Origin of the sequence: Microlunatus soli (assembly GCF_900105385.1) — a bacterium.
GTDB lineage: Bacteria > Actinomycetota > Actinomycetes > Propionibacteriales > Propionibacteriaceae > Microlunatus > Microlunatus soli.
Genome location: NZ_LT629772.1, coordinates 3,028,393 through 3,045,933 on the forward strand (window position 1 = coordinate 3,028,393; position 17,541 = coordinate 3,045,933).

Genomic DNA, 17,541 nt, shown 5'->3' on the forward strand with positions numbered 1-17,541 from the left:
GGAGCGAGCTAAATATCAAGGAACCGAACGTCCTTGGCGTTGCGCTGGATGAACTGCCGGCGCTGTTCGACGTCCTCACCCATCAGGATCGAGAACATCTCGTCGGCCCGGGCGGCGTCCTCCATCGTGACCTGCAACAGGATCCGGGACTCCGGATTCATCGTGGTCTGCCACAGATCCTCGGCATCCATCTCACCCAGACCCTTGTAGCGCTGGATCGCTGCCTCCTTCGGCAGCCGCTTGCCGGCCTCGGCGCCGACCCGGAGCAACGCGTCCCGCTCGGCATCGCTGTAGGCCAGTTCGTGGGTCGCGTTGGTCCACTTCAACCGATACAACGGCGGCTGGGCGAGGTAGACGTGACCGGCCTCGATCAACTGCCGCATGAAGCGGAACATCAACGTCAGCAGCAAAGTCCGGATGTGCGCACCGTCGACGTCGGCGTCGGCCATCATCACGATCTTGTGATAGCGCAGCTTCTCGATGTCGAAGTCGTCATGCACGCCGGTGCCGAGCGCGGAGATGATCGCCTGCACCTCGTTGTTCTGCATGATCTTGTCGATCCGCGCCTTCTCGACGTTCAGGATCTTGCCACGGATCGGCAGGATCGCCTGGATCCGCGGATCACGGCCACCCTTGGCCGAACCACCGGCCGAGTCACCCTCGACGATGAAGACCTCGCACTCCTCGGGGTTGGTCGAGGAGCAGTCCGACAGCTTGCCGGGCAGACCGGAGCGTCCGAGCAGACCCTTGCGGTCACGGGCCGCATCGCGCGCCTTCCGGGCCGCGATCCGGGCGATCGACGCGGCCATGCCCTTGCGGACGATGTCCTTGCCCTCCTGGGGATTCTGCTCGAACCAGTCGCCGAGCCGATCGTTGACGGCCTGCTGGACGAAGGTCTTGGCCTCGGTGTTGCCGAGCTTGGTCTTGGTCTGGCCCTCGAACTGCGGATCGGTCAGCTTGACCGAGATGATCGCGGTCAACCCCTCCCGGACGTCATCGCCGGAGAGCCGATCCTCCTTCTTCTTGATCATCCCCCAGGTCTCACCCCACTTGTTGACGGTGTAGGTGAGCGCGGCCCGTAGGCCCTCCTCGTGGGTGCCGCCCTCGTGGGTGTTGATCGCGTTGGCGAAGGTGTGCACCGACTCCTGGAACGAGGTGTTCCACTGCATCGCCAACTCGAGACCGAGCTCGTCCCGCTCGAGCTCGATGTCGATCACCGAGGCGTGGATCGGATCCTTCGCGACCGTCAGGTACTTGACGTAATCGATCAGGCCGTCGTCGAACTTGAAGGTCTCGGCGTGCTTGCCGCCCTCGGAGTCCGGGCGGTCCTCCCGCTCGTCGGTGATCGAGATCTGCAGGCCCTTGTTCAGGAACGCCATCTCCCGCAGCCGGGTGGCCAGGGTCTCGTAGCTGTAGGTGGTGGTCTCGAAGATGTCCTCGCTGGCCCAGAACGTGGTCGTGGTGCCGGTCTCGTCGGTGGCCTCGTGCTGCTCCAGCGGTCCGGTCGGGACGCCGAGCTCGAAGGCCTGGGTCCAGCGGTAGCCGTCACGCTTGATCTCCACCTCGTAGCGGCTGGACAGGGCGTTCACCACCGAGGCGCCGACGCCGTGCAGACCGCCGGAGACCTTGTAGCCGCCGCCGCCGAACTTGCCGCCGGCGTGCAGCACGGTGAGGATCACCGTGACGGCCGGGATCTTCTCGGTCGGATGTTCCTTGACCGGGATGCCACGTCCGTTGTCGGTGACCTGGACCCCACCGTTGGCCAACAGGGTGACCCCGATGGTGTCGCAGTAGCCGGCCATCGCCTCGTCGACCGCGTTGTCCACGATCTCCTGCACCAAGTGGTGCAGACCCCGTTCACCGGTCGAGCCGATGTACATACCGGGCCGCTTGCGGACGGCCTCCAGGCCCTCCAGCACGGTGATCGACTCGGCGTCGTAATCGCCGGCCGGAGGCAGGCCGGGCGACGTCGGCGACGTGGGGTCGCCGGCTTCGGCATCGGCCGGGGTGTCCGGGGCGGAGAGAGAATCGGGGATATCCTGCGGGGTCTCGGGGAGATCTTCGTTCGGGGTATCGCTCACCGGTTCCTGGCTCCTGTCACACGTGGGCCGCCGGATCCGCAGACTTCCGCGGAGATGCGGCGGCGCCAAGTTGCTCACCGCGATCCGAGTGCTCGGACCGCTCTTCACATGCTCGGTCCATACTACCCCGTAACACCCGGATTTCCGGTTCTGCAGGGCCGACTATCCACAGCCGAATGCCTCTGGGAGGCGCGCTAGCCGGGTTTGGCGCGGCTGCCAGGGGCGTTGACAAGGCCCGGTACGCACCCCGGCCCTCCTGATGCGTTCCCGGGCCGCTGACAGATGTTGTCCCGGGTCTCCAGGACGGCCCGGCGGGACGTTCGACCCGACCGTTCGACCCGTCCGTGGGCCTGATCGTTCGCCGGGATGGTCCGAGCCGGGCGATCAGGGTCGGTCGACGAGCGCGCCGACCTCGTAGGCCGGCTCACCCTCATGGTCGACCGGATCGGCGTAGGCGTGCTTCTCCTGGTCGATGTCGAAGACGAACCGATCGCCGACGTAGCGGGTCACCGCCAGCTGCACCGGTCGGTCGTCGGCATCGAGCACGATCTGTCGCTGGACGATCAGCGCCGCACCGACGGCGACGTCGAGCAGTCGGGCCAGCTCCGGCATCGCCGATTCCGCGGTCACGGTTCCCTTCGAGCGGGTGGGTTCCCGGCCGATCGCGGCCAGTGCCGCGAACAGCGATCCGGTACCGAGATCGAGCTCGAGGACCGAACAGCAATCGTCGGGCAACCGCACCTCCTCGACGCCGATCGGGATCCCGTCCCCCTTCAGGAGTCGCTTCAGCTCACCGACCTGCGCGTCGCTGCCCTGAGCGAGATCGACGTTCTCCTGCCGGTTGCCCGCACGACGGCCGGACTCCAGCACGACGGCGGACGGTTGCCTGCCCTGCCGGTGCATGTGTTCGGCGAAGGACAGCAGTCGTGTCACCCGCCGGTGCACCGGATGGTCGGCGACGTAGGTGCCGCTGCCCGAGACGCGGTACAGCCTGCCCTCCCCCACCAACGCCGAGATCGCCTGCCGTGCCGTCATCCGGCTGACGTGAAAGGTCGTGCTCAGCTCCCGATCACTGGGTAGCCGATCACCGGGAGCAGCGGCCGCGATCACGGTCCGCAGGTGTCGAGTGATCACCTCATGGGCCGGGGTCGGCCGTTCGGGCATCTGGTACCTCCTGGTGGCTACCACCGTCCATTCTCGCCGCATCCGGGCATCGTCGGGCGATTCGAGCGAGACTGCTCCGATCCGCCGGATCGTCTTCGGGTCGCTCTCGTCTCGGCGTCAGGCGGCAAGTGGTCTAGACAGCTTTATCACATTGGTCTAGCGTGACGTCAGGCGCCGCCAGATCCGGTGCCAGCAGCTGGGCCATCGATGAGCGCGGCCGACCAGGCCGAGCGATCGGTACGAGATCTCCCTGCTCTGATCTGTGGCTCACGGGAAGCACCCCGGGTGATCCAGCCGGGAACCACACCCGAGATCGACCACACCTCAAGACGGGAAGGCGACCCGTTGTCCCGCTCCGCTAAAACCTATCGTGCCACCAGGCTTTGAAGGGTATTGGGCCGTGCTGTTCATCGGCATCCGGCCGCACCCGCCGCGTACACACCTCGCACGGAGGAAGGAACTCCCCGATGTCCACACCCGTTCGCCGCCCGAGATTCAGCCGTCGGCACGCCCTGCAGCTCGCCGGCGCCGCCGGACTGACCGCCGCGGCGGCCGCCTGCACCGACACCAGTGACGTCTCCTCCGATGGGCCGACGGCCCGGTCCAGCGTCGGCGACTTCGCGATCCCCGACTGGTCCGATGCTCCGAAGTCAGCCTCGTTGCGCTGGGTCGACAGCGGTGACCAGAAGGCGCTCTACTTCAAGGCGTTCTTCGACGCCTTCGGTAAGAAGTTCAGCGGCATCGACGTCGACTACAAGGGCACCAACTGGAACACCATCCAGCAGAGCATCACCCTCGGACTGCGCAACGGCACTGCGCCCGACGTGTTCCAACTGCCGTCCACGATCTCCACGCCGGTTGCGGTCAAGGAGGGTTGGCTGCGGCCGTTGGACGACGTGGTTCCCGGCTGGCCGCAGATCAAGGACCGGCTGCCGACCGGGTTGATCGCCAACGGGGTGAACGTCTTCGACGGCAAGACCTACTCGTTACCGATCACCAAACCGGCGCTCGGGACGATCGTGTTGATCAACGCCGATCTCGCCGCCCAGGCCGACGTCGACACCGGTCAGGACTTCACCCTGGACAGCTTCGGCAGCGCCGTCCGGGCCGCGACCAAGAAGGGCGCCGGCAAGTACTACGGGCTGGTCGACTACCTCGCTCAGCCGAACGGGATGAACGCCGCCTGTTCGATGATCGCCCGGCTGTCCGGGATGGTCGGCGGCGTCGACAACAACCCGGAAGGCTCGATCAACTACCGGACCGGTGAGCTCACCTACACCGATCCGATCCTGGCCGACGTGATCGACTGGTATCTCGGGCTGCAGAAGGACGGCTGCTTCCTGCCCGGGTCGGTCAGCCTCGATGCACCCGGTGCTCGGGAACGGTTCCCGCAGGGTCAGTCGGCGTTCATCTTCCAGGGACCGTGGAACATCGGGCTGTGGGGCAAGGAGTTCCCCGACCTGAAGCTGGACGTCGCTCTGGCACCGGTCCAGGAAGCCGGCAAGGTGTCGCCGTTCAACCTGTTGCCCGGCGGTGGAAACAACTACTGCGTCGCGGCCAGCAGCAAGTCCGCCGAGGTTGCCGGCAAGGCGTTCGAGTACATCTTCTCCGACGACGGCCAGACCCATTGGGCCTACTACGCCGGCTCCGGTGATCCGGCGGTGTTCCCGACGCCGAGCCTGAAGCCCAAGCCGCTGGACGCCAAGGTGAACGGCTGGATGAAGCAATACGGTCTGCTCGGCCCGTCCCCCACGGTGCGCAACCCCGACATGATCAAGGTCAGCCAGGCGCTCGTCGCACCCCAACCGGCACTGCACGACGTCTGCACCGCGTTGTTCACCGGCAAGGCGACCAACATCAAGAAGGAATTGAAAGCTCTGCAGGACCGTGCCGACAAGGCGATCGACACCGCCATCGCGACCGCCAAGAAGAGCGGAGCCAAGGTCTCCCGGGACGACTACGTCTTCTCCGACTGGGACCCGACCAAACCGTACGTGGGCCTGTACAAGTGACGGCCTTCTTCGCCCTGGACCGTGAGGTCGGCCAACGGCACCGTGGCTGGAGTGCCTTCTGGGACGCGCGACACAGCTACCTGCTGATGCTGCCCGGCGCGATCCTGGTCGCGCTGTTCTCCGTCTATCCGATGGTGATGTCGTGGTACTACTCCCTGTTCCGCTGGGACGGGTTCTCCTCCGACATGACCTTCATCGGACTGCAGAACTACCGGGAGGCGATCGGTGACAGCTACTTCTGGAACGCCTTCGGCCGGTCCCTCGTCTTCGCCGCCGTCGCCACGCCGATCGAACTCGCGCTGTCACTCGGATTCGCCCTGCTGCTCAACGATGCTTCGCTCCGGTTGCGGACGGTCTACCGGACGTTGATCTTCATCCCAGTGGTCACCACCACCGCCGTCGTGGCGATCGTGATGAGCTTCGTGTTCTCCGCCTTCAACGGTCCGGTCAACCAGGTGCTGATGCTGCTCAAGATCACCGACAGCTCGATCGACTTCCTCGGTGATCCGCGAACAGTGCTGTGGACCTCGATCGGGATCTTCATCTGGAAGTGGTGCGGGCAGCCGATGATCTACTGGCTGGCCGGACTGCAGACCATCCCGAGCGAACTGTACGAGGCCGCCAAGGTCGACGGTGCCGGGCTGTGGAGCCAGTTCAAGAACATCACCGCACCGCTGCTGACGCCGTTCGGGGTGATGATCACCCTGATCGTCGCGATCGGCAACCTGCAGGTTTTCGCCTTCCTGCAGGCACTCACCGGCGGCGGACCGACCTTCGCCTCCGAGCTGATGGAGCTCTACATCTACCGCAATGCGTTCGGTGCCTCCGGTGCCCAGTCGGTGCAGCGGCTGGGTTACGCCTCGGCGGCCGGCGTGATCTTCGGCGTCACACTGATGATCTTCGGCATCGTCCAACTGCTGGCCGTCCGGCGGGTCCGGGCCGCCGGCTCGGATCGGGAGGAGAGCCGATGACCACCGGCACGATCGCGAGTACGCCGAAGTCCGTTCGATCGTCGTCCGCCGGCAACGCGCCGCCGCGCCGCCGGAAGCGGCCGGGCAGGATCCGTCGGATCATCACCTATGTCGTCCTGACCCCGGTCAGCCTGATATGGATCTACCCGTTCATCTGGATGATGTCGGCCTCGGTCAAGCCGAACAGCAAGGTGTTCGCCGACCTGGGGATCTTCCCGACCAAGTTCTTCTTCTCCAACTACGCCGAGGCGTGGGTGAACGGCAACATCGGCCGATTCTTCATCAACAGCGTGGTGGTGTCGGTCGGCGGCGTGATCATCGTCGTGCTGACCACCGCCTCGATGGGGTACGTCCTGGGCCGCTATCGCTTCCCGGGCAAGAAGATCGTCATCGCGACGCTGGCCGGGCTGGCCATCCTGCCGCAGGGCTACACGATCATCCCGATCTTCGATCTGATCGACTCGCTGCATCTGGACGGCACCCTGTTCGGCATCATCATCGCCGAGAGCGGGTCGGCCCACATCATCCAGTTACTGCTCTACGCAGGATACTTCGCGCAGCTGCCGGCAGCCTTGGAGGAACAGGCCAAGATCGACGGTGCCGGCTACTTCCGGATCTTCTTCACCATCTTCCTGCCGTTGGCGGCACCGGCGACCGCAACCGTGATCATCCTGCAGTTCATCGCCAGCTGGAACGACTTCCTGCTGCCGCTGGTGCTGACCCTGAGCCAACCCGATCTGCAGACGTTGGCCGTCGGGGTGTACAGCTTCCAGGGGGAGAACATGACCGACTACGCGCAGATGTCGGCTGCCAGCACGATCAGCCTGGTGCCGGTGATCGTGGTCTTCCTGTTCTTCCAACGCTATTTCGTCGAAGGCCTGGCCGGCGCCGTCAAACAGTGAGCCAGGCTCCCGTTCCACCCGTCATCACCAGCCACGAAGGAGAAAAGTGTCCGACCCGGACCGTCCGAACATCGTCTTCATCCTCACCGATGATCATGCCGCGCATGCGATCAGTGCCTACGGCAGTCGTGTCAACAGCACCCCCAACATGGACCGGATCGCCGCCGACGGCGCCCGGCTGGACGCCTGCTACTGCACGAACTCGATCTGCTCGCCGTCCCGGGCGACGATCCTGTCCGGCACCTACAGCCACGTCAACGGCGTCAAGTCGATCTTCGACGAGATCGAGTATCGGGTGCCCAACTTCACCGGCTGCCTGCGACAGGCCGGCTACCGGACGGCACTGTTCGGCAAGTGGCATCTCGGCCATCGACCGGAGAATCTGCCCCGGGCGGAGGACTTCGATGCCTGGCAGGTGTTCCCCGGCCAGGGCGACTACAACGATCCGGTGATGATCACCGCCGAAGGCGAGCGTCAGGTGTCGGGTTACGCGACCGACATCGTCACCGATCTCAGCCTGGACTGGCTCGACCAGCAGCCCGACGGGCAGCCGTTCTGCCTGATGGTGCATCACAAGGCGCCGCACCGTCCCTGGGTGCCCGACCCCAAGCACGCCGACCTGTATCCGGTCGGTTCGATCCCCGAACCGGACACCCTGTTCGACGACTACGCGACCCGCGGCCGCGCAGCGCACGAAGCGACGATGCGGATCGCCGATCACCTGCCACCGAGCGACATCAAGGAGCAGCAGATCCCGGCCGAATTGATCGGCGAGGAACATCGGACCGAGCGGACCCGCTGGTTCTATCAGCGTTACATGCGGGACTATCTGCAGACCGTGCAGTCGGTGGACGACAACGTCGGGCGGGTGCTGGACTACCTCAATGATCATGATCTGGGCCGGAACACGATCGTGGTCTACACCTCCGACCAGGGCTTCTTCCTCGGTGATCACGGCTGGTACGACAAACGCTTCATCTACGACGAGTCGCTACAGATGCCGTTCTTGATCAAGTGGCCGGAGCGGATCGTGGCCGGTAGCCGGATCGACGAGATCATCACCAACGCCGACTTCGCCGCAACCTTCCTGCAGGCCTGCGGGCTGGACCCCGCCGAGGTGTTGCCGACCTCCCAGGGACGCAGTGCGCTACCGGTGTTGCTCGGCGATACTCCGGACGATTGGCCGACGTCGATGTACTACCGCTACTGGGAACACGACGATCCGAACCACCACGCCTGGTCGCACTACGGCGTCCGCACCGCCACCCACAAGTTGGTCTACTTCTACGCCGCCGGACTGGGCACCACCGGCGCATCGGACAAGATCTACCCGCCGGAGTGGGAGCTCTACGACCTGGTCGCCGATCCGCAGGAACTGAACAACGTCGCCGATGATCCAAGCTACGCAGGGATCCGTGCCGAGTTGGAAACCGAACTGGCCAGGCTGCAGCAGCACTACCAGGACGAGCCCTACCTTCCCGTCTGATCGAGCCACCCCCAACCGCCGACCCGTCAGTTCCTCCCCGACACGCCGGGCGTGTCGGGGAGGAACTGACGGGTCGGCCGGGTTTGGGGGTCCTGCGGGCGCTATTCCTTGGCGAGCTTGATCGTGACGAATCGCGGACGGTTGTTGTTGGCGTCGGCCAACAGGTCGTCACCGTTGCCGCTGTTCACGTTGTAGCAGATGATCAACTCGCCGGGCTTGCTGATCGCCGGATGCGCGGCAACGTTGTACGGCGCATAGATGTTGCCGACACCACCCTCGGGTGCGGTGTAGACAGCGGTCCGCTCGGTGAAGGGTCCGACCGGGGTGGGTGCGCTCGCGACGTAGATCTTGTGATCGGTGAAGATCGACGCCGAGGTGGTGGTCAGGACGAACCGGCCGTCCACCGGAGTCACGCTGTACGACGCTCCGAGGTCCGGGACCAGGGGGCCGGCCGCAGCCGGGTCGGCAGACCAGGAACTGCCGGTCCAGAAGTCCCAGTCCTTGTCAACCAGATGCCCGACCCGGGCCCGGGCGACGTACATCGTGCTGTCCTTCTCGCCGTAGATGTAGGTGTAGCCAGCACAGCGAACGAGTTCGTTACCCCAGTTGACCGTGCCGGGCTCACCGTAGGTCCGGACGATCGACTCGACGGTGAAGTCCTTGCTGTAGGTGACGATGTCGCTGCCCAGCCAGCCGAAGTTCCACGGCGGATCGCCGTCGGTCTTGCCGATCCGGCCCTGGAAGACGCGGAGCTTGCCGCCGTCGACGATGCCGTCGGCGTTCCAGTACCAGGGATCGCCGTCGACGCCGTCGGGTGGTGAGGCGATCGATTCCGGCGCGGCCTGGGTGCCGCCGGTGATCGTGGTGTCGGGCAATCCGTCCCGGCCCGCCGGCAGGATCGATCCGTGGATGAAGCCCGGCTCGGTCATGCTCTCGTCGGCGTTGACCGGTCCGAGGAAGGTGTCGTTCATCAGCCAGGCGACCTTGTGGCCGGGCAGTTCGGCGGAATAGACGCCGTCGGAGGCGGCCCAGCCGCCCTTGTTCGCCCAGCCGCCGCCGCTGTTGCCGAAGGCGCGGAAGGCCTGGGTCAGCTCGGTGTTGGCGGTCGCGGTGGGCTTCAGCACCGCGCCGGTGTCACCGGTGGCGCACGATCCCAGGTCACCGACGGCCGTTGGGGCGTCGGCTGGGTTCGAGGTGTCTGCTCGGGCCGGCAGGCCGACCAGCGCGACGGTGGCGACGCCGGCCAGCAGGGCCGCGCCGAGCGCGGGTCGAGGTCGGATTCTCATGTCAGGTGGTTTCCCCTCTGGCGCTCACCATCGATCTGACCGGCGCCCGATGGCGCTCACGAGTCGGCGTGGGAGACACAATGTCAACGTTGTCATCGGCTTCGTCGGAACACTATGGGAGGCCCACGACGCTGTCAACCAGCTGATCACTACGGCTGACACCGCGTCCGCCCCAACCCGCCGACCCGTCAGTTTCTCCCGCAGTTTCGCGGTGTGTCGCGGAGGAATTGACGGGTCACCCCTGGACGAAGAGGTCGACCCGGCCGGAACGCACCCTCAGATCGCGACCGGCTCGATCTCGAGTTCGTGCGCCTTCTCCGGCCGCGCCCGCCCGGCTCCGACTGGGCCCCGTCCGGCCTGCAGCGGATCGATGGTTCGCCCCGCTCGACCTCTAGACTGCGTGCCGTGGATGGGACCGAACGCGGGCGGGTGTGGATCGACGAGACCCCGCCGCAGGACTGGGCGGCCCCGCAGCTGGTGCACGACTTCCCGGCCGATCCGGGTCCGCGGCATTCGAAATGGATGACCCGCGGGATCCCGATCTTGGTGATCGTTCTGGTGCTGGTGGCGATCTGGGCGCTCGGCGGATTCAGGACCCGGCAGGATCGCGCCACGGTGCTGCAGCCGGGTCAGCATTTCACCAATGGCGCCTACGTCCTGACCCTTGATCGGGCGACCGTCCAACGCAAGAAGGGCTACGGCGACGACCCGTACATCCAGGAGCTCGTCGTGCACGGCACGGCCAAGAACATCTGGACCGAGACGGCGCGGCCCGACGGCCGATGGTTCCTGGCCACCAACGATCACCAGAGCTCCATCAAGGAAGGCGAACTGGTCTCGATCGATTACGGCGACGACGCCCCGTCCGACACCCCCGACGACCTGACACCGGGGCTGCCGGCGATGCCGATCACCGTCGACTTCGAGTTCGCCGACACGTTCCGGCCCGAACACAAGTCGATCATCGTCGCGATGCGCGGAATCGATTACAGCAACCACTCCGTCACGACCACCAGTGATGAGAAGACCTGGGGACCGAGCAACAACGGCAGCTTCCGCGTCCGGCTGCCGGTCACCGTCCTTCCGGCCGACGACGACTACTGATCGACCGTTGGCGGCGCCGACACCGTGCGCGAGCCGAGGATCAGGCCGGCCGCAGCACCTTGGTCGGTGCCGACGAGGCCGGATCGGGAGTGGCCAGGCCGTAGATCCTGTCCTTGAACCGGGCCGGGACCTCGAACACCTGCTCCAGCCGCCACGGCTTCTTCGGAGTGATCGGGTGGTCGTAGTCGCCGCAGTACTGCGGCAACTTCCGGTTGTAGAAGGAGGTCTGCGGCTCCCAGGCGCGGCGGTCGTCCGACACCAGCAGGAGCGAGCACGGCACGGTCTCCATCTTGCGCGGGATCGTGACCTCCACCTCCGCGACCACCCAGATCGCTCCGGCCGCCGCCGGATGCGTCTCCTCCCCATCGGTCACGGTCTCGGTCTGTCGCAGTGCGACCACCCGGTAGGTGGTGTCGTCGATGGTCGACGACGCTCCGGGCGGGAGCTGTTCGAAGCGCTCGTAGGTGTGCGCACCGGCATAGGTGACCCAGACCGCGAGGAAGATGATCACCAGGCAGAACGCCATCCCGGCCACCACCCAGGAACGGGAACGTTCGGACAGGGAGCCCTCCCGGAAGGAGCGCTCGCGGGGTTGCGTCGCGTCGTTCATCGGATCGGTCTTTCGCTCTGATCATCCGGCCTCAGCACGCGACCCTTGGCCGAGCGGTACCACTGCGCCGCATTGCTGTCATCGATGCCCAGATCGACCCGGACCTGCTGCGGGGTGACGTAGAACATCTCGTCGTGATCAAGGGTCAGAACGGCGTCGTCCAGCTGCTTCGGATCAACCTGGTACAGCAGTGTCCCGGTGCCTTCGTAGCCGGCCCGCACCTTCAGGATCGAGTTACCGAACGGCTTGTAGGTCAGCCCGGACGCCTCCAGCGCGAGGCCGCCGAGGCCGCCGACGGTGGCCTCCTCACCCGGCACCCGATAGCTGATCGTGATCGCCAGGAACATGCCCGGTGTCTTGATGATCTTCTCTTCGTACGTGCCACCGTCGCTGAGCTCGGTGCCGGCCTCGACCTTGGTGACCGTGACGGTGCCGCCGTTCAACGATGCCGACTCACCCACCCGGACCGTACGCCGTGCCTTGAGGTCGCCGAGGGTGTCGCTGAGCTCCACCGCGATCCCGGTGACAACGATGCAGACCACCGCCAGCAGGATCGCGATCACCCGATCACGACGGGCATGGGATGCCGGCTGCGGCTGCCCAGCCTGCTGCCCGCTCATCCGACCGCTCCCACGGCTTGCCGGCCGGAGGCTGGTTCGATCAGTTCCTCGGCGGCGACCTGCTCAGCAGAGTTGTGCTGATCGGCGTCGAGCGTGCCGCGGACCTCGGCGCGGGTCCGGAAGATGATCAAGCAGCGACGCAGCGCGGCGGCGAGCAGGCAGAGCCGCCACGGTTCGAAGATCAGATCGATCACCAGGTTGTAGCTCGGCAGCCAGACCAGCCAGAAGGTGAACTGATGTCCGCCGATGGTGTTGGCCAACAACCAGTCGAACGCCGAGGTGGCGATCTTCTGCGCGCCGTACACCACGACGTAGGCGCCCAGGAAGCTGAAGCCGGCCCGCAGGATCAGCCGCAACGAGTGCAGGGTCGGCAGGTACTTGTCGTCGATGTCGCCGAGGAAGGCTTCCTTGACCTGCGACATCACTGCCTTACCGGCCCGCGCCGCGCGGTCCTCCTCGGTCTGTCTGGCGGCACGTTCGAGGACCCGTCGAGCAACCCGGACCCGGGAGGCGAGCGGCTTGCCGGCTCGCCACAGCTCGCCGATCGAGATCACACTGGATCCGTAGATCAGGGCCGCGATGGCCAGCCAGAAGATCGGTTCGGCCAGCCCCGAGGTGATCACCGGCCAGGCGTGCTCGGTGATGAACGACCAGACCGCCGACAGCACCGCGGGCAGGTTGATGCCCAGTGCGGCGACCGCGTCGGCGACGACGTTCTTGAAGGTCTCCAACCATCCGAAGATCGCCCGATCGGCGACCCAGAACTTGATCTGGGACATGATGTCGACGCCGGCGGTGATGGTGACCAACACGAAGAACGACTCGATGAAGGTGCCGACGATGCCCAACGGTCGCCAGCCGGTGCGTTCCTGGAGTGCGTCGACGAGACGCCGTACGAGGTAGGCGCCGACGATGATCGACAGCACGACGATGTAGCGGCTGACCGGCACGTCGTCACCATTGAGGCGCAGTCCCCCGATGATGGTGTCCTCGGCGAACGCGCCACCGGACCGGAACCAGTCCTCGATGATCATCTGGTCACTGGCCTTGGTGACCAACCCGTAGGCGGTGTAGATGCCGAGGAACGGCAGCAGGGTCATCGCCAGCAGGCCGGTGACGCTGGTGTCCCGGTCGTCCTCCTCGAGCTCCTGCCGTGGGATCAGTCGGCGGACCCCGAGCGCGTTGCCGACCAGTCGCAGGATCAGCACCACCGCGGCCAGCTTGCTGACGAACGAGAAGGCGAAGATCAACAATCCCAACCAGGGATTGATGTGTCCGGCCGGGATCGCGAGCTTCAACGCGAGCTGGTAGCCGAGCCAGCCGAACAGGAAGATCGCCACGATCTTGGGCAGCATTCGCCACCAGATCCGTGTGGTGTCCAGCACCAGGATCCGGATGTCGGTCCACACCATCGCCAGCGGGGTCATCGCGGGCGATCATAACGGCCCGACCGGGCATCTCCCGAAGTTGTCAGAGCGTCGTTCGGTCGAAGCACGGCGACCTCGTGACAAGTGGGGGTCCGGAGTGCCTGAAATCGATATCACGATGCGGAGCGGCGGTGGCTCCTGACGGCGCGGGACCGGTAGATTCTGTGCCGTCGGCTCGTGGTCGCGTCGGGGAATCGATCGCGGCGGGAGCGGGCCGCATCCGAACCGACCGTTCCGACGACTAGCCCGAGGTGTGCGTTCTCCGTGTCCGATATCAATCTTCATCCCGGTCTGGCCCAGCTGGCGACGCTGAGCGGCGTGCAGACCCGTTCGATCAGCCCGGAGAATTTCGATGGCTCGGCCGGCGGCGGTGGTCGCGCGACCGAGGGGACCGGCGCCCGCGCGGCCCGCGACCTGGGTCAGGGTTGGAAGGTGTCGCCGAGTGTCGCGGTGCCGGCCGGTGAGACCTTCGAACTGGCCGCGATCGACGGGCCCGGCAAGATCACCCATTTCTGGATCACCACCCACAAGAACAACTGGCGCACGCTGGTGCTGCGGGCCTACTGGGACGGCAGCGACGAGCCCGCGATCGAGGTCCCGTACGGCGACTTCTTCGCTTCCGGCTGGGGTCGTTTCGCGCAGGTCAACAGCCAGCCGATCGCGGCCAATCCGAACGGCGGCTTCAACTCCTACTGGCCGATGCCGTTCGCCTCCGGGGCGCGCTGGACGATCGAGAACACCTCGGCGGCCGAGGCGATCGTCTACTACCAGATCACCTACGAGACCGGCGGCGACTACTCCGGCCTGGGCTATCTGCACGCCCAGTGGCGGCGCAGCAATCCCCTTCCTGCCAAGGAGAATCACCCGATCCTGGTCGGTGTCGAAGGGGCCGGACACTATGTCGGCAGCTACCTGGCCTGGGGTGTGAACAGCACCGGCTGGTGGGGCGAGGGCGAGATCAAGTTCTACCTCGACGACGATGACGACTACCCGACGATCTGCGGCACCGGCACCGAGGACTACTTCGGTGGCGCCTGGAACTTCGACGTCCCCGGACAGGGCTACACCGAATTCTCCACCCCGTATCTGGGGATGCCGCAGGTGATCCGGCCGGATGGACTGTACGACTCCCAGCAGCGGTTCGGGATGTACCGCTGGCACATCGCCGACCCGATCCACTTCCGGACCGGGATCGACGTCGAGATCCAAGCCCTCGGCTGGCACGGCGGCGGCCGCTACCTGCCGCTCACCGACGACATCGCCTCGACTGCGCTGTTCTACCTCGATCGGCCGACTGCCGCGCGACCGGAGGCGCCGACCTACGACACGATGGAACTCGGCGACCACGGCGACGCCGGCCCCGCAACCAGTCCGTAACGGCTGCCCGCCGCGGCGAGGACCGACGGTCTCGGATCCGGCAGCCGCTCGGCCATGTCTGGGCGGCGGCCGCGGCCGGACCGACCTCGCCGTACGTGCCGTACACGATCATCGGGGTCCTGAACCGGTAGCGTTCCGAGCGGCGAAGGACGCCGGCTCAGCACTCTGATCGGAGGATCATGACCAGCAGCGATCCCACCCGCGAACCCGGTTCAGAGACCGGCGGCCGGCTGCGGAAGTCCAACACCCGGGACGCCGAGGACTCCGAATCCTCGACCGATCTGGTTCCGCGGGATCAGACCGGTGACGTTGTCGACCCGACCGAACGCGGCCGGACGCCCACCGGCCGGAAGGGCGGTGGCACAACAGCCGCGGCCAATCGGCAGACCCGGATCGGAGCGGCCTGGGCGGCCGTCGCGGTCGGCGTGGTGGTCCTGGTGCTGTTGTTGATCTTCATCCTGCAGAACCTGGACCCGGTCACCGTCACCTACTTCGGTGCCCGCGGGACGATGCCGCTGGGCGTGCTGTTGCTGTTCGCCGCGGCCGGCGGCGCGCTGCTGGTGATCGTGCTCGGCGTCGCCCGGATGCTGCAGCTGCGTCTGCTGGCCCGCCGCGACCGCAAATCCCTCCGCTGACCCGAAGCAAACCCCGAGGGTGCTTCAGCCGTAGGTGTCGCGGGGGCCGCGGCCATCCCGTACGGATCGGCGGCCCTTCTTCCAGGACGGGGCCTCCGGGCCGCGGATCTCCACCCGGGTGACGGTGCCGTCACCGAGGGCTTCGTTGAGTTTGGCGACCAGTTGCGGCGCCATCGTCCGCAGCGAGGTGGCCCAGGCGGTCGAGTCCGTCCGGACCGTCAGGATGGTGTCCTGGTAACCGACCGGCGTGCTGTGCGCGGCGTTGACCGGACCGACCAGGGCCGGCCATCTGCCGAGCAACAGCCGGACACTGATCTCCTTCGACCAACCCTGCGACTCGACCAGCCGATCCATCGCGGCGCCGAGTAACTGCGGGTCACGATCATCCGGATGCGCACCAGCCGACTGCGGGTCGAACGGTCGCTGCTTGCGGGCCCGGCGACGGCGATACTTGCTGCCCGCCACCGAACCGGCGATCGCCCGGGCGAGCCCGAGACCGGTCGGATCGTGCTGCTCCTGCTGGTCCGGATCGACGGGCGCTCCGTCGGGCTGCGGTCGGTCGGATTCCTCGACCCCGCTCACGGCGAATCCTTCCCCGACTCCGCTTCGCCCGACTCTGCTTCGCCCAGCTCCACTTCGCCCGACTCTGCTTCATCGGGGGTGACAGTGCCGTCGGCGACCCGGTAGCGGCGGCCGGCGAGTTGGGCGGGGACGTCGTCGGCGACGGCTGCGGTGATCAGGACCTGTTCGGCGTCCAGGATCTGGCCGGCCAGCCGGTCCCGTCGGGTGGCGTCCAGTTCGGCGAACACGTCGTCCAGCACCAGGACCGGCTCGACGCCGTCGGCCCGCAACAGCGCGAAGCTGCCCAGCCGCAGCGCCAGCGCCAGCGACCAGGACTCGCCGTGGCTGGCGTAGCCGCGCGCCGGCAGCTCACCGATGGACAGCACGATGTCGTCACGATGCGGGCCGACCAGGCTGATCCCGCGTTGGATCTCGTCGGGGCGACGCTCGGCCATCCGTTCGGTCAGGGCGCCGGCCAGTTGCTCGGTCGACGGGGTCGAGTCCTCGGTCGTGACGGCGTCCTCGGAGGCGGCCGGGTCGTCGACCGTCGGGATGACGGTCGAGGTCTTGTACTCCGCGGCAACCACGTTGTTGGTCGGCGCGATCTCGGCATAGGCCTTGCTGACAAGGGGTTCCAGCTCGGCCAGCGTCCGCAGTCGGGCCCGCAGCAGGGCGCCGCCCGCCTGGGCGAGATGGGAGTCCCAGACGTCCAGGGTCGATCCGGCCTCGGCCAGCACGTCGCCGCGACGACCACCGTACGATCGGCCGCTGAGCGACTTGAGCAGCGTGTTGCGTTGCTTCAACACCCGGTCGTAGTCGGCCTTGACGCCGGCCAGCCGCGGCCAACGGGAGATCACCAGGGTGTCGATGAAGCGGCGCCGTTCGCTCGGGTCGCCCTTGACCACGGCCAAGTCCTCGGGTGAGAAGACCACCGTCCGGAGCAGTCCGATCAGCTCGCGGGCCCGCGGCAGCGGCGACCGGTTCAGCTTGGCCTTGTTGGCCTTGCCGGGGGTGATCGCGATCTCCAGCTGCAGACTGCGGTTGTCGTCCAGGCCGGCCTGCACCCGGGCCTTCAGCAGCGCCAGCTCGGCACCGGCCCGGACCAACGGCGTCTCCGAGGCGACCCGGTGCGACGACATCGAGGACAGGTATTCGACACCTTCGACGAGATTGGTCTTGCCCTGGCCGTTGGCGCCGACGAAGGTCGTCACGCCGGGGCCGAGCGGGACGTCGATTCCGGCGTAGGACCGAAAATCGGTCAGCTGCAGATGATCGACGTACACCTGACCACCCTAACCGCGTCGG

General features: G+C 66.5%; 15 protein-coding genes. 7 read left to right on the forward strand and 8 right to left on the reverse strand.

Going from position 1 to position 17,541, the window contains the following annotated elements; genetic code table 11:
- Positions 1 to 8 precede the first annotated feature (8 nt).
- Together gyrB and BLU38_RS13915 are read right to left on the reverse strand one after the other, a co-directional pair.
- Positions 9 to 2,036: a DNA topoisomerase (ATP-hydrolyzing) subunit B gene (gene gyrB / locus BLU38_RS13910; protein ID WP_091532425.1), complete on the reverse strand. Its 2,028-nt coding sequence runs from the start codon at positions 2,034 to 2,036 to the stop codon at positions 9 to 11.
- 429 nt (positions 2,037 to 2,465) lie between these two features.
- The gene (locus BLU38_RS13915) at positions 2,466 to 3,245 is read right to left on the reverse strand and encodes a GntR family transcriptional regulator (protein WP_172836142.1); all 780 of its coding nucleotides are present in this window, start codon (positions 3,243 to 3,245) and stop codon (positions 2,466 to 2,468) included.
- Between the two features lie 467 nt (positions 3,246 to 3,712).
- Here BLU38_RS13915 and BLU38_RS13920 point away from each other — a divergent pair, with 467 nt between their 5' ends.
- Genes BLU38_RS13920 through BLU38_RS13935 form a run of 4 tightly spaced genes read left to right on the forward strand, consistent with a single transcriptional unit; the run spans position 3,713 to position 8,616 of the window.
- Positions 3,713 to 5,257: an ABC transporter substrate-binding protein gene (locus BLU38_RS13920; protein WP_091525695.1), complete on the forward strand. Its 1,545-nt coding sequence runs from the start codon at positions 3,713 to 3,715 to the stop codon at positions 5,255 to 5,257.
- Positions 5,254 to 6,228 carry a carbohydrate ABC transporter permease gene (locus BLU38_RS13925; RefSeq protein ID WP_231920335.1) on the forward strand — a complete coding sequence of 325 codons (975 nt, stop codon included), beginning with the start codon at positions 5,254 to 5,256 and terminating at the stop codon, positions 6,226 to 6,228. Before BLU38_RS13920 ends, BLU38_RS13925 begins: the two co-directional genes overlap by 4 nt.
- Positions 6,225 to 7,130 carry a carbohydrate ABC transporter permease gene (locus BLU38_RS13930; RefSeq protein WP_231920336.1) on the forward strand — a complete coding sequence of 302 codons (906 nt, stop codon included), beginning with the start codon at positions 6,225 to 6,227 and terminating at the stop codon, positions 7,128 to 7,130. The genes BLU38_RS13925 and BLU38_RS13930 overlap by 4 nt, the downstream gene beginning before the upstream one ends.
- Before the next feature lie 46 nt (positions 7,131 to 7,176).
- Positions 7,177 to 8,616 carry a sulfatase family protein gene (locus tag BLU38_RS13935; protein WP_157683451.1) on the forward strand — a complete coding sequence of 480 codons (1,440 nt, stop codon included), beginning with the start codon at positions 7,177 to 7,179 and terminating at the stop codon, positions 8,614 to 8,616.
- Positions 8,617 to 8,717: 101 nt separating this feature from the next.
- On the opposite strand, the gene BLU38_RS13940 is transcribed toward BLU38_RS13935, so the two are convergent.
- Positions 8,718 to 9,902, reverse strand: coding sequence for a hypothetical protein (locus tag BLU38_RS13940; protein WP_091525696.1), 1,185 nt, complete (start codon positions 9,900 to 9,902; stop codon positions 8,718 to 8,720).
- A 405-nt stretch (positions 9,903 to 10,307) separates the two neighbouring features.
- Between BLU38_RS13940 and BLU38_RS13945 the strand changes: the two genes are divergently transcribed.
- Positions 10,308 to 11,006, forward strand: a complete 699-nt coding sequence (locus BLU38_RS13945) for a hypothetical protein (protein WP_091525698.1) — start codon at positions 10,308 to 10,310, stop codon at positions 11,004 to 11,006.
- A gap of 40 nt (positions 11,007 to 11,046) precedes the next feature.
- Here BLU38_RS13945 and BLU38_RS13950 read toward each other — a convergent pair whose 3' ends face one another.
- Genes BLU38_RS13950 through BLU38_RS13960 form a run of 3 tightly spaced genes read right to left on the reverse strand, consistent with a single transcriptional unit; the run spans position 11,047 to position 13,663 of the window.
- The gene (locus tag BLU38_RS13950) at positions 11,047 to 11,616 is read right to left on the reverse strand and encodes a hypothetical protein (RefSeq protein ID WP_091525700.1); all 570 of its coding nucleotides are present in this window, start codon (positions 11,614 to 11,616) and stop codon (positions 11,047 to 11,049) included.
- Positions 11,613 to 12,236 (reverse strand): hypothetical protein, encoded by a 624-nt coding sequence (locus BLU38_RS13955; protein ID WP_091525702.1) that lies wholly within the window; start codon positions 12,234 to 12,236, stop codon positions 11,613 to 11,615. The genes BLU38_RS13950 and BLU38_RS13955 overlap by 4 nt, the downstream gene beginning before the upstream one ends.
- A complete protein-coding gene (locus BLU38_RS13960; RefSeq protein WP_091525704.1) occupies positions 12,233 to 13,663 on the reverse strand; it encodes a hypothetical protein in 1,431 nt (476 codons plus the stop codon). Before BLU38_RS13960 ends, BLU38_RS13955 begins: the two co-directional genes overlap by 4 nt.
- A gap of 264 nt (positions 13,664 to 13,927) precedes the next feature.
- Here BLU38_RS13960 and BLU38_RS13965 point away from each other — a divergent pair, with 264 nt between their 5' ends.
- Together BLU38_RS13965 and BLU38_RS13970 are read left to right on the forward strand one after the other, a co-directional pair.
- A complete protein-coding gene (locus BLU38_RS13965; RefSeq protein WP_231920337.1) occupies positions 13,928 to 15,040 on the forward strand; it encodes a glycoside hydrolase family 172 protein in 1,113 nt (370 codons plus the stop codon).
- A 179-nt stretch (positions 15,041 to 15,219) separates the two neighbouring features.
- A complete protein-coding gene (locus BLU38_RS13970) occupies positions 15,220 to 15,675 on the forward strand; it encodes a LapA family protein (protein ID WP_091525705.1) in 456 nt (151 codons plus the stop codon).
- 24 nt (positions 15,676 to 15,699) lie between these two features.
- Here BLU38_RS13970 and BLU38_RS13975 read toward each other — a convergent pair whose 3' ends face one another.
- A complete protein-coding gene (locus tag BLU38_RS13975) occupies positions 15,700 to 16,257 on the reverse strand; it encodes a DUF721 domain-containing protein (RefSeq protein ID WP_091525707.1) in 558 nt (185 codons plus the stop codon).
- Positions 16,254 to 17,519 carry a DNA replication/repair protein RecF gene (gene recF / locus BLU38_RS13980; RefSeq protein WP_091525709.1) on the reverse strand — a complete coding sequence of 422 codons (1,266 nt, stop codon included), beginning with the start codon at positions 17,517 to 17,519 and terminating at the stop codon, positions 16,254 to 16,256. Before recF ends, BLU38_RS13975 begins: the two co-directional genes overlap by 4 nt.
- Positions 17,520 to 17,541 lie beyond the last annotated feature (22 nt).